The 12,028-nt window shown below is 61.8% G+C and carries 11 protein-coding genes; 8 read left to right on the forward strand and 3 right to left on the reverse strand.

What is annotated here, in order from left to right:
* Positions 1 to 20: 20 nt before the first annotated feature.
* The 4 genes from RHEC894_RS19770 to RHEC894_RS19785 all read left to right on the forward strand — a co-directional run bounded on the left by RHEC894_RS19770 (position 21) and on the right by RHEC894_RS19785 (position 3,725).
* The gene (locus RHEC894_RS19770; protein ID WP_010067102.1) at positions 21 to 806 is read left to right on the forward strand and encodes a rhomboid family intramembrane serine protease; all 786 of its coding nucleotides are present in this window, start codon (positions 21 to 23) and stop codon (positions 804 to 806) included.
* 185 nt (positions 807 to 991) lie between these two features.
* A complete protein-coding gene (locus RHEC894_RS19775; RefSeq protein WP_085738546.1) occupies positions 992 to 1,741 on the forward strand; it encodes an electron transfer flavoprotein subunit beta/FixA family protein in 750 nt (249 codons plus the stop codon).
* 25 nt (positions 1,742 to 1,766) lie between these two features.
* On the forward strand, positions 1,767 to 2,696 hold the full coding sequence (locus tag RHEC894_RS19780; protein WP_085738547.1) for an electron transfer flavoprotein subunit alpha/FixB family protein: 930 nt from the start codon (positions 1,767 to 1,769) through the stop codon (positions 2,694 to 2,696).
* A 147-nt stretch (positions 2,697 to 2,843) separates the two neighbouring features.
* The gene (locus tag RHEC894_RS19785; RefSeq protein ID WP_085738548.1) at positions 2,844 to 3,725 is read left to right on the forward strand and encodes a 3-hydroxybutyryl-CoA dehydrogenase; all 882 of its coding nucleotides are present in this window, start codon (positions 2,844 to 2,846) and stop codon (positions 3,723 to 3,725) included.
* A 210-nt stretch (positions 3,726 to 3,935) separates the two neighbouring features.
* Here RHEC894_RS19785 and RHEC894_RS19790 read toward each other — a convergent pair whose 3' ends face one another.
* Positions 3,936 to 4,598: a TlpA disulfide reductase family protein gene (locus tag RHEC894_RS19790; protein ID WP_085738549.1), complete on the reverse strand. Its 663-nt coding sequence runs from the start codon at positions 4,596 to 4,598 to the stop codon at positions 3,936 to 3,938.
* Positions 4,599 to 4,624: 26 nt separating this feature from the next.
* Here RHEC894_RS19790 and argH point away from each other — a divergent pair, with 26 nt between their 5' ends.
* The 4 genes from argH to RHEC894_RS19810 all read left to right on the forward strand — a co-directional run bounded on the left by argH (position 4,625) and on the right by RHEC894_RS19810 (position 10,630).
* The gene (gene argH, locus RHEC894_RS19795; RefSeq protein ID WP_085738550.1) at positions 4,625 to 6,028 is read left to right on the forward strand and encodes an argininosuccinate lyase; all 1,404 of its coding nucleotides are present in this window, start codon (positions 4,625 to 4,627) and stop codon (positions 6,026 to 6,028) included.
* A 154-nt stretch (positions 6,029 to 6,182) separates the two neighbouring features.
* Positions 6,183 to 6,377 carry a lipoprotein gene (locus tag RHEC894_RS19800; RefSeq protein ID WP_003543301.1) on the forward strand — a complete coding sequence of 65 codons (195 nt, stop codon included), beginning with the start codon at positions 6,183 to 6,185 and terminating at the stop codon, positions 6,375 to 6,377.
* 11 nt (positions 6,378 to 6,388) lie between these two features.
* Positions 6,389 to 7,657 carry a diaminopimelate decarboxylase gene (lysA, locus tag RHEC894_RS19805; protein WP_085738551.1) on the forward strand — a complete coding sequence of 423 codons (1,269 nt, stop codon included), beginning with the start codon at positions 6,389 to 6,391 and terminating at the stop codon, positions 7,655 to 7,657.
* 318 nt (positions 7,658 to 7,975) lie between these two features.
* Complete coding sequence (locus tag RHEC894_RS19810; RefSeq protein ID WP_085739063.1) at positions 7,976 to 10,630, forward strand: TIGR02302 family protein; 2,655 nt, start codon at positions 7,976 to 7,978, stop codon at positions 10,628 to 10,630.
* 73 nt (positions 10,631 to 10,703) lie between these two features.
* Here RHEC894_RS19810 and RHEC894_RS19815 read toward each other — a convergent pair whose 3' ends face one another.
* Together RHEC894_RS19815 and hpt are read right to left on the reverse strand one after the other, a co-directional pair.
* Positions 10,704 to 11,063 (reverse strand): response regulator, encoded by a 360-nt coding sequence (locus RHEC894_RS19815; protein ID WP_010069565.1) that lies wholly within the window; start codon positions 11,061 to 11,063, stop codon positions 10,704 to 10,706.
* Between the two features lie 334 nt (positions 11,064 to 11,397).
* Positions 11,398 to 11,940, reverse strand: a complete 543-nt coding sequence (hpt, locus tag RHEC894_RS19820; RefSeq protein ID WP_003567049.1) for a hypoxanthine phosphoribosyltransferase — start codon at positions 11,938 to 11,940, stop codon at positions 11,398 to 11,400.
* Positions 11,941 to 12,028: the final 88 nt, after the last annotated feature.

Raw genomic sequence — 12,028 nt, forward strand, 5'->3', positions numbered from 1 at the left:
ACGATCGCCGGGGGGCCTTTATGTTCATACCACTTCACGACGCCAATACGCTGAAACATATCAAGGTCCAGTGGGTGACGCTCTCGCTGATCGCGCTGAATGTCGCAATCTGGCTATTGACCAGCCTTGAGAGCGAGCAGGCAGCCCAGGCGACGACAGTCGGGCTCGGCTACATCCCGGCCATCGTCTTCGGCGATGCGGTGCTGGCGCCGGGGCTCGAAATCGTGCCGGAACCGCTGACTTATCTCACCTATGCCTTCGTTCACGCCGGCTTCTGGCATCTCGCCGGCAACATGATCTTCCTCTGGGTCTTCGGCGACAATGTCGAGGATGCGATGGGGCATCTGCGCTTCCTGATGTTCTATCTCGCCTGCGCAGCCGCCGGCGCGCTCTGCCACGGCCTGCTCGGCATGACGTCGCAAGCGCCGCTGGTCGGGGCATCGGGAGCGGTCTCCGGCGTGGTTGCCGCCTATGTCATGCTGCATCCGCGCGTCAGGGTTTGGGTGCTGGTCTTCTTCCGTGTGCCGCTGCCCCTGCCGGCTTTCGTACCGCTGCTTTTGTGGATCGGGCAACAGTTCTTCATGCTGGCGATCACACCCGAAAGCGACGTTTCCTGGGGCGCACATGTCGGCGGCATCATTGCCGGGGGTCTTTTAATCCTCGTCTTGCGCCGGCCCGGCGTGCCGCTCTTCGACCGGGAGATCGTCACACCTCGGGCCGTGAGAAACAGTCCTGGCGCCGTTCCGACCATCGCCGCCGGAACGGACGGACGGATAGCGCAGCGCTTTCCCTGGGGCCGGCGCTGATAGCGATATTGACGTGAACGTAAGCGTCCATATATTGCCGGTCAAATCGCCTGCCTGCGTCATGCAAGCGTTGAAATTGGAGGAAAAACGCGTATCCATGTCGCCATTCGACAATCGGAGCAGCGCCTGAGCGCGCATTTTCTAGAAAAGTCTCTGAAGCCAGTTTTCCCTGAAGGAAGGACCCCATGAAGATTCTCGTGCCCGTCAAAAGGGTTGTCGACTACAACGTGAAGATCCGGGTTCGTCCGGATGGTTCGGGTGTCGAGCTAGCCAATGTGAAGATGTCGATGAACCCGTTCGACGAGATCTCGGTGGAAGAGGCGCTGCGGCTGAAGGAAGCCGGCAAGGCCGAGGAAGTCGTGGTCGTCTCGATCGGTCCGGCCAAGGCCGAAGAGACGCTGAGGACGGCGCTTGCCATGGGCGCCGACCGGGCGATCCTGGTCGAGACCGAGGATGCCGTCGAGCCGCTCACTGTGGCCAAGATCCTCAAGGGCGTGGCCGATGCCGAACAGCCGGGCCTTGTTATCGTCGGCAAGCAGGCGATCGACGACGATTCCAACCAGACTGGCCAGATGCTGGCGGCGCTGCTCGGTTCTGCCCAGGCGACCTTCGCCTCGAAGATCGAGATTGGGGATGGCAAGGCGACCGTCACCCGCGAGGTCGATGGCGGCCTGCAGACGATCGAGATCAAGCTGCCGGCGGTCGTCACCACGGACCTGCGCCTGAACGAACCGCGTTATGCCTCGCTGCCGAACATCATGAAGGCGAAGAAGAAGCCGCTCGACAAGAAGAGCCCGGCCGATTTCGGCGTCGATACCACACCGCGGCTGAAGGTGCTGAAGACCGAGGAGCCGGGTGGCCGCAAGGCCGGCGTCAAGGTCAAGTCGGTCGCCGAGCTGGTCGACAGACTGAAGAACGAAGCCGGCGTGCTGTAATCGGGTTGGAACAGGAGCAACCATCATGACCATTCTTCTTCTGGCCGACCACGACAATTCGAGCCTCTCCGACCAGACCGCCAAGGCGCTGACCGCGGCAAGCCAGATCGGCCCCGACGTGCACATCCTCGTTGCCGGCAAGGGCGCCAAGGCGGCGGCCGATGCGGCGGCCAAACTCTCCGGCGTTTCGAAGGTGCTGCTCGCCGAAAGCGATGCACTCGCCAACAATCTGGCCGAGCCGCTGGCCGACCTGATCGTCTCGCTTTCTGCCGGCTACGACACGATCATCTCGGCCGCCACTTCGGTCGGCAAGAACGTGCTGCCGCGCGTCGCAGCCCTGCTCGACGTCGCCCAGGTCTCGGAAATCATCGAAGTCGTCTCCGCCGATACCTTCAAGCGGCCGATCTATGCCGGCAATGCCATCCAGACGGTGCAGGCAAGTGATGCCAGGAAGGTCATCACCGTGCGCACCGCCTCGTTTGCCTCGGCATCTGAAGGCGGCTCTGCCTCCGTCGAAGCGATCCCGGCGGCTTCCGATCCGGGCCTGTCGACCTTTGTCAAGGATGCGCTGTCGGCTTCCGACCGTCCGGAACTGACCTCTGCCAAGATCATTCTCTCCGGCGGTCGGGCGCTGGGCTCGGCGGAGAAGTTCCGCGAAGTCATCCTGCCGCTTGCCGACAAGCTCGGTGCTGCCGTCGGCGCCAGCCGTGCGGCTGTCGATGCCGGTTATGCGCCGAACGACTGGCAGGTCGGCCAGACCGGCAAGGTGGTTGCGCCCGATCTCTATATCGCCGCCGGCATCTCCGGCGCCATCCAGCACCTGGCCGGCATGAAGGATTCGAAGGTGATCGTCGCCATCAACAAGGACGAGGAGGCGCCGATCTTCCAGGTCGCCGACTATGGTCTGGTCGCCGATCTGTTCGAAGCCTTGCCGGAATTGCAGAAGGCGCTCTAAGCGCGCCAAATGCTTTTCTTTCGCACTTGCGAATGACTGGAAAATTATCTTTTATGGCGTTACTACTGCTGCCGGGCGATCATTTGCCCGGCAGTATTGCTAAAAAATGCGGCAGCGCGGGGGCGAATGCCGTGTGGGGGTTTGGAGATGAATGCGGTGTTGAAGAATATTGGTATTATCGGTGCCGGCCAGATGGGCTGCGGCATCGCGCATGTTTCGGCCGCCGCAGGTTACAGGGTTCACATCTACGATCTCTCCCAGGACCGCATCGAATCCGGCCTTGCCACCATCAACGGCAATCTTGCCCGCCTGGTGACGAACGGCAAGATGACCGAAGAGGAACGCAAGTCGACCTTGTCGCTCATCTCGGGCTCGTCCGATGTCAATGATCTCGCCCCGTCCGATCTCGTGATCGAGGCCGCCACCGAAGATGAGGCCGTCAAGCGCAAGATTTACACGCAGGTCTGTCCGGTCCTGAAGCCGGAAGCGCTGCTTGCCACCAATACCTCTTCCCTTTCCATCACCCGGCTTGCTGCCGCCACCGACCGCCCCGAACGCTTCATGGGCATACATTTCATGAACCCGGTGCCGGTCATGAAGCTGGTCGAACTGGTGCGCGGCATCGCGACCGATGAGAAGACCTTCTCCGCCGCCAAGGAATTTGTCGGCACGCTGGAAAAGACCATCACCGTCGCCGAGGATTTCCCGGCTTTCATCGTCAACCGCATCCTGCTGCCGATGATCAACGAGGCGATCTACACGCTCTATGAAGGCGTCGGCACGGTCGATGCCATCGACACGGCGATGAAGCTCGGCGCCAACCATCCGATGGGGCCGCTGCAGCTTGCCGATTTCATCGGCCTCGACACCTGCCTGTCGATCATGCAGGTGCTGCACGACGGTCTGGCGGACTCGAAATATCGCCCCTGCCCGCTGCTGGTGAAATATGTCGAAGCCGGCTGGCTCGGCCGCAAATCCGGCCGCGGCTTCTACGACTATCGCGGCGAAGTGCCGGTGCCGACGCGCTAAGGCGCAGCCCACTTTTGCGCGACATGTTTTAAGCAGACATCATCAGAAAGGGCGAATGGACCGGACGCCCGCGACATGCTTTCCTTGCCGTGAACGGGAGGGAATGCCATGTCGACCGAAACACCGATGTTCCTGCTGCAATGCTGCGTCCTGATCGGGCTCGCGGGTGTCTTTCTCATCAAGGGAGACGGTGACTCCTGACCGGCCTCCTTACGACCCGATCGCACCCTTGATCAGCGCCTTTGCATCGTCGCTGTCCCAGGCGGCAGGGCCGTTCATGGCAGAGATCAGGCAGCCCTTGTCGTCGAGCAGCAGCGTCACCGGCAGACCGAAGGCGAGGCCTTCCTTTTTCAGGCTGTTGAAGACCGCGATCGTATTGTCTCGATAGAGCTGCAGCGCATCGACACCGATTTCCGCGAGAAAGGCCTTCGGCTTCTCGTCGTCACCGCTATCGATATTGACCGGCACGACCTGGAACTTGTCGCTGCCCATCTGCTTTTCGAGTACGTTCAGCGCCGGCATCTCCTCGCGGCAGGGAACGCACCATGTTGCCCAGAGATTGAGAAGCACGGTCTTGCCGGCAAAGTGATCGAGCGTCAGCGGCTTGCCGTCGGGGCCGTTGAAGGACACCCCGGTCAGCTTGCGCGGTTCGCTGGCGGCAACCATGGCGGCGACCTGCCCCTTCATCAGCGGGGTGATGCCGGCGGCGCGATCCTTCGCAAGCTTGCATTCGGCAGACGCCGTTTCACCGCCGCCATTGCCAATCCCCGTCTCCTTCACGTATACCGCTGCCGCACCGGCAACCACGCCTGCAACGGCGGCGATTGCGATCAATTTTACGGACGGCAAGCCGAAAGGTTTTTTTGTCGTCATTTCATTCTCCAGGACGGGCATCTTCCATGGCCGAGAGCAACACGGACACCAAATCCTCAAACCAGATGTGGGGTGGGCGCTTCGCCTCCGGCCCGGACGCGATCATGGAGGAGATAAATGCCTCGATCGGTTTCGACAAGAAGCTATTCGCCCAGGATATCCGCGGTTCGATCGCTCATGCGACGATGCTTGCCCATCAGGGCATCATTTCTTCAGACGATAAGGACAAGATCGTTCACGGGCTAAACACGATCCTGTCAGAAATCGAAAGCGGCAATTTCGAATTCTCCCGCCGGCTCGAAGACATCCACATGAACATCGAGGCGCGCCTGGCGACGCTGATCGGCCCAGCGGCCGGCCGGCTGCATACCGCCCGTTCGCGCAACGATCAGGTGGCGCTCGATTTCCGCCTCTGGGTGAAGGAGGAGCTTGAGAAGACCGAAAGGATGCTGACCGGTCTGATCGCCGCCTTCCTTGATCGTGCCGAGGAACATGCCGAAAGCGTCATGCCGGGCTTCACCCATCTGCAGACCGCCCAGCCCGTCACCTTCGGCCATCACTGCATGGCCTATGTCGAAATGTTCGGCCGCGACCGCTCGCGCGTGCGCCACGCCATCGAGCATCTGGACGAAAGCCCGATCGGTGCGGCCGCCCTTGCCGGCACCGGCTATCCGATCGATCGCCATATGACGGCCAAGGCGCTGGGTTTCCGCGAGCCGACCCGCAATTCCATCGACACCGTCTCCGACCGCGATTTCGCCATCGAATTCCTGTCGATCGCGGCAATAACAGGCATGCACCTGTCGCGCCTGGCCGAAGAGATCGTCATCTGGTCGACGCCGCAATTCGGTTTCGTCCGCCTTTCCGACGCCTTCTCCACCGGTTCGTCGATCATGCCGCAAAAGAAGAACCCGGATGCCGCCGAACTGGTGCGAGCCAAGACCGGCCGCATCAACGGCTCGCTGGTGGCGCTGCTGACGATCATGAAGGGGCTGCCGCTCGCTTATTCCAAGGACATGCAGGAAGACAAGGAACAGGTCTTCGACGCGGCCGAGAGCCTGGAACTGGCAATCGCCGCCATGACCGGCATGGTGCGCGACATGACCGTCAACACCGCCCGCATGAAGGCGGCGGCCGGCTCCGGCTTCTCGACGGCGACCGACCTTGCCGACTGGCTGGTGCGCGAAGCGGGCCTGCCCTTCCGCGATGCCCATCACGTCACTGGCCGCGCCGTGGCGCTTGCCGAAAGCAAGGGCTGCGACCTTGCCGAACTGCCGCTCGCCGATCTGCAGGCGATCCATTCCGCGATCACCGACAAGGTTTACGACGTGCTGACGGTCGAGGCCTCGGTCGCCAGCCGCAAGAGCTTCGGCGGTACCGCGCCTTCCGAGGTGCGCAAGCAGATCGCCTTCTGGCGCGCCCGCAACTGAGAAATAGCGGGCGGGTGAGAGCCCGCCTCGCCCTTCCCGCCGACGCGGGAGCACGCCCAACAATCAGGGTGCACAAGGCGGATAAACTTCGCTATGAAGATCCCCATCGTTCGAAATGAATGATATCCGTCATGTGTCGCAGAAGAGGATATTCATGCAGAAGAGCTTGCCGCACCTCGTCCGCCTGACGGCGGTTCTCGCCGTCATCGGCCTTGCCGTTGCCGGATGCGGGCGCAAGGGCGATCTCGATCCGCCGAGTGCTGCGGCAACCAAGGAAGGCGACGTTTCCAAGCCGACGAAACAGCCGGGAACCGTTGACAAGCCCTTCCTTCTCGATCCTCTTCTTTAAGGCACAAGCCCGTGAACCATTTCGAGTACCGCGACGGCATCCTTCACGCCGAGAACGTTCCCGTTCCCGAGATCGCCAAGGCGGTCGGCACACCTTTCTACGTCTATTCCACCGCGACGCTGGAACGCCATTACCGCGTCTTCTCCGAAGCCTTCGGCGATGTCGATTCCATGGTCTGCTACGCGATGAAGGCGAATTCCAACCAGGCGGTGCTGAAGACGCTCGGCCGTCTTGGCGCCGGCATCGACGTCGTCTCGGAAGGCGAGTTGCGCCGCGCACTTGCCGCCGGCATTCCGGCAGAGCGCATCATGTTCTCAGGCGTCGGCAAGACGCCGCAGGAAATGGACTTCGCCCTCGAAGCCGGCATCTACTGCTTCAATGTTGAATCCGAGCCTGAGCTCGAAATTCTCAACCAGCGCGCCGTCAGCGCCGGCAAGAAAGCCCCGGTCTCCTTCCGCATCAACCCGGATGTCGATGCGAAAACGCATTCGAAGATTTCGACCGGCAAGAAGGAAAACAAGTTCGGCATTTCCTGGGAGCGTGCCCGCGCCATCTATGCCCACGCCGCCAAACTGCCGGGCATCGAAGTCACCGGCATCGACATGCATATCGGCAGCCAGATCACCGAGCTGCAGCCCTTCGACGACGCCTTCAAGCTGCTGCACGATCTTGTCGCGACGCTGCGCGCCGACGGCCATGCCATTCATCACGTCGATATCGGCGGCGGCCTCGGCGTGCCCTACAAGGACGACAACAATCCGCCGCCGCTGCCGGATGCCTATGCGGCGATCGTCAAGAACCAGCTGCGCGGCCTAAACTGCAAGATAATCACCGAGCCCGGCCGCCTGATCGTCGGCAATGCCGGTATCCTGGTGACCGAAGTCCTCTATGTGAAGGATGGTGGCGAAAAGACCTTCGTCATCGTCGACGGCGCAATGAACGATCTCATCCGCCCCACTCTCTACGAGGCCTATCACGAAATCCGCCCGGTGACGATTTCGGCGGCGAACGCCCCACGCATTCGCGCCGACGTCGTCGGCCCCGTCTGCGAGACCGGCGATTACCTGGCGCTCGATCGCGAAATGGCGATGCCGAAGCCCGGCGACCTGATCGCCGTCAGCACGGCCGGCGCCTATGGCGCGGTCCAGGCCGGCACCTATAACAGCCGCCTGCTGGTGCCCGAAGTTCTGGTGAAAGGCAGCGATTTCCATGTGATTCGCCCGCGCCGAACCTATGCGGAACTGATCAGCCTCGACTCCGTTCCGACCTGGCTCGACTAAAGCATGTCGCGCAAAAGTGTGCAGCGGTTTTGCCAGGCAAAGCGCGAAGCCCTTTTGCCAGGCAAAGCGCGAAGCGCTTTTGCCGCAACGGCATGCGTAAAACAAAGACCTAAAGCGCGAGAAGCGAATCTGAAAGATCGCGACGCGCTTTAGGCAGCCATCACTTTTTGGCGAATAAACGTGAAAAGCCGGTATTGCCGGCCGCTCGCCCTCGCCTTCGCCACAAAGAGTGTTATCCTTGTCAGCCATGAGCGTATTGCCCTGCAATCGCCGGAAGCGCCCTCTGTTCCAGAACGCCAGATCGCGGAGACCGGATCGATGACAAGCCCCTCGAGGCCGAAGAAAGGTGCATTTGCGCTCCGCCCTTCGCTTGCCCGACTGGTAACGACGAAACGCCTGCTGGCGCGCATCGTGCTGTTTTTCGAGCAGTTGCTGCCGCCGCTGATGCCGGTGCTCTCGGTCATCGCCTTTTATCTCTCCGCCTCCTGGTTCGGCATCTTCCGCAGCGTCCCGGACTGGCTGCGCATCCTGCTGCTGATCGCCTTTGCCGCGGCTTTTCTGGCCTCGCTTCTCCCCTTCCGCAGCCTGCGCTGGCCTGATGTCAGCCAGGCCGACCGCATGCTGGAAGAGCGCAACGGCCTGCCGCACCAGCCGGTCACCGTCCAGGAAGACGAGCTGGCCTTCGATACGCCTTTCGCGCAGGCCCTCTGGCGCGAGCACCAGACCCGCATGGCGGAAAAGATCGCAGCGCTCGATGCCGGCCTGCCGCGGCCGGATATCGCCGCACATGACCGTTATGCGCTGCGTGCCGTGCCGGCGCTGCTGCTGGTCACCGCATTCGCTTATTCGCTGTCGATCAATGGCGGCTCGATCGGTGATGCGCTGCAGGCAGCACCCGAGCAGGTCACGGTCGATCCGGCGGTGCGCATCGACGCCTGGGTGACGCCGCCTTCTTACACCGGCCGCGCACCGATCTACCTGACCGCGGACGGCAGCGAGCAGGCGCCGATCGACATTCCGCAATTTTCAGGCCTCACCGTCCGCGTCAGCGGCGGAAAGACCGCCGAAAAGGTCGTGTTCCGCAAGGCGAACGGCCAGGCGCAGGACATCGCCGTGCAGGCGGACACCAAACCGCAGCAGGCGGCGGTGTCGGCCGGCGAACAACCGAATACGGCCTCGGCCAGCCCGGCTCCCGTCGCGCAGACGCATATGATGAAACTCGATGAGAGCGGCGCGCTCGAAGTCAACGGCCGCCGCTGGAGTTTCAACATCCTTCCCGACAAAGCGCCTGAGATCGCCTTCGACGGCTTGCCGAAGCCCAGCGTCAACGGCGCGCTTGAAATCGGCTTTACCGTCAAGGACGATTACGGCGTCCAGGAGGCGCATGCGGAGATCGTTCCTCTGGAAAACGATCCGACGGCAACGCCGCTCTATCCCTTGCCGGAATACCGGCTGGATATTCCCCGCCGCAACGCCCGCGACGCCAAGGGTGTCACCAGCCGTAACCTGACCGACCATCCGCTGGCCGGCAAGCGCGTGCGCGTAACACTCGTCGCCAAGGATGCCGCCGGCCAGACCGGCCGCAGCCCGCCGCATGAGATGACGCTGCCGTCACGGCCCTTCAACGAGCCGCTTGCCGCAGCCGTCGCCGAGGAACGGCAGGTTTTCGCGCTCGACACCCGCAAGATGCCGCAGGCGATCGCACTGAACGAGGCGCTGACCATCCGTCCCGAGGAGACCATCCCCAAGCTCACCAACTATCTGCTGCTGCAATCCGCCTTGACGCGCATGAAGCTGGCGAGGGGCGAGGAAGCACTCAAGGATACTGCCCAGTATCTCTGGGAGATCGCTCTCGGTATGGAGGACGGCGATCTTTCACTTGCCGAGCGCAAGCTGCGCGAGGCCCAGCAGAACCTTGCCGACGCGTTGAACCGCAACGCCCCGGACGAGGAAATCAAGAAGCTGATGGACGAACTGCGCAAGGCGATGCAGGACTATATGGCCGAGCTTGCCCAGCGTATGCAGAACGCGCCGATGCAGCCGAACCAGAACGCGCAGAACATCCTGCGCCAGCAGGATCTGGAACGGATGATGGACCAGATCGAGAATCTCGCCCGCTCCGGCAATCGTGATGCGGCCCAGCAGATGCTGTCGGAATTGCAGCGCATGATGAACAATCTGCAGGCCGGCAGGCCGCAGCGCGGCCAGCAGAGCCAGGAAAACAGCGAAGCCCGCAAGCAGATCGACAAGCTCGGCGAAATCCTGCGTGACCAGCAGAAGCTGATGGATCAGACCTTCCGCCTCGATCAGCAGCTCAGGGACCGCATGCAGCGCGGCGAACCCGACATGGGCGAAAACGATCCGCTGCTTGACGAGATGAACCCCGAAGAAAACGGCGAACCGCAGGATCAGCAGCAGGGCCAGCAAGGCAAAGACGGCCAGCGGCCTTCGGACCAGATGACATCAGAGCAGTTGCGCGAGGCGCTGAAACAGCTGCGCACCCAGCAGGATGCGCTCGGCAAACAGCTTGGCGAATTGCAGAAGAAGCTGGGCGAGATGGGCATGAAGCCCGGCCCGGGCTTCGGTCAGGCGCAACGCGAGATGGAAGGCGCCGGCCGCGAACTCGGCCAGGGCCGCGGCCAGCCGGCCATCGAGAACCAGGGCCGCGCGCTCGAGGCGCTTCGCCAGGGCGCCCGCGACATGATGAACCAGATGATGCAGGCGCAGCAGGGCCAGCAAGGTCAGGGTCCGAACGGCCAGATGAGCCAGGGCGGTGACCAGAACGGCCGCGACCCGCTCGGGCGGCCACGCCCCACCGGACCGGATTTCGGCGACAACAGCGTGAAAGTCCCCGACGAGATCGACGTTCAGCGCGCCCGCGAAATCCTCGACGCGATCCGCGAGAAGCTCGGCAACAATCCGCCGCAGGAAATGGAACGGCGGTATCTCGAACGGTTGCTGGATATTCAGTAGCTCTCAAGCGCGTAACCCCGAAAATCGAAATCGATTTTCGGGGTTACGCGTGAAATTCCAATAGTCGACGCGCTTAAGCGACGAGCGCCCGGGCGACCGCCTTGCGGATATCGGGAAGCGCGAATGGTTTGGCGACGACGTCGATGATCTTTTCGGCAAGATCGTCGGCCCGTTCGCGCTGTTCGGCATAGCCGGTCATCAGCAGGATCTTCAGGCCGGGAAAAGCATCTTTTGCCTGATGGGCGAGTTCGATCCCGTCCATCACGGGCATGCGGATATCCGAAAGCAGCAGGTCATAGGTCCCGTCCCTCAGCTTCTCCAGTCCCTCGGCGCCATCGGCCGCTTCATCGGTCTCGTGACCGTCGAGCCTGAGCGCCCGGGCTACGAAAGACCGCAGGGAGTCCTCGTCTTCCGTAATCAGAATTCTTGCCATATGTGCATTGCTCCGTCTTCAGCCCAGCGACGGAAATCACCAGACTTTCCTTTTCGATCGGTAAAGATATCGAAGCGATGGACGGAATGGTTAACAACCTGTCTCGATCTCATGACAGCGCCGCGCGCCTGAAGAGACGCTGTAACACGTTGAATCGCTAGAGCATGTCGCGCAAAAGTGTGCAGCGGTTTTGCCAGGCAAAGCGCGAAGCGCTTTTGCCGCAACGACATGCGGAAAACAAGGACCTAAAGGGCGAAGAGCGAATCTAAAAGATCGCGACGCGCTTTAGATAGTTTTCTTAAATCGATACCGATTCAAGAAATTATGCGGCAGCTCAGGCGTCACCGGTCACCACGCCGACGAAAGGCAGTTCGCGAAACGCATAGGCAACGTCCATGCCGTAGCCGACGACGAAATAGTCGGGGCATTCGAAACCGACATAATCAGCCTCCAGCTTTTCCTTGCGCTTGACGCGCTTGTCGAGCAGCACGGCGATGGTGACATTGCGCGCGCCCCGCTCGAACAGCAGTTCCTTGGCAAAGAGCAGCGTCCGGCCGGATTCCAGGATATCGTCGATCAGCAGGACGTCGCGGCCATGCACGTCGCTGTCGATATCCTTGACGATGCGCACGCCCTGCGAAACGGTGCCGATGCCATAGCTCGACAGGGTGATGAACTCGACCTCCGGGGCAAGCCCGCTATCATGCAGGGCACGGATCAGGTCGGCGGCGAAGATGAACGACCCCTTGAGCACGGCGATGACGAGCAGGTCCTTGGTCGGGCCGTTGGCGATCTCCCGCGCCATCGAATGATTGCGCTCGGCGATTTGCTCGGCGGTGAAGAGCGGCTCGATATTTTTTCCGCGCACGACAGGCATAAGGGCTTGCTCCATGAAAAGAAGGGTAAGCCGTTAGCACATATGCGGGTCCGAAACAGCCTCGCCTCTGAAATTTAACGGGATTGAC

The organism is Rhizobium sp. CIAT894 (assembly GCF_000172795.2).
In the GTDB taxonomy this organism is placed as follows: domain Bacteria; phylum Pseudomonadota; class Alphaproteobacteria; order Rhizobiales; family Rhizobiaceae; genus Rhizobium.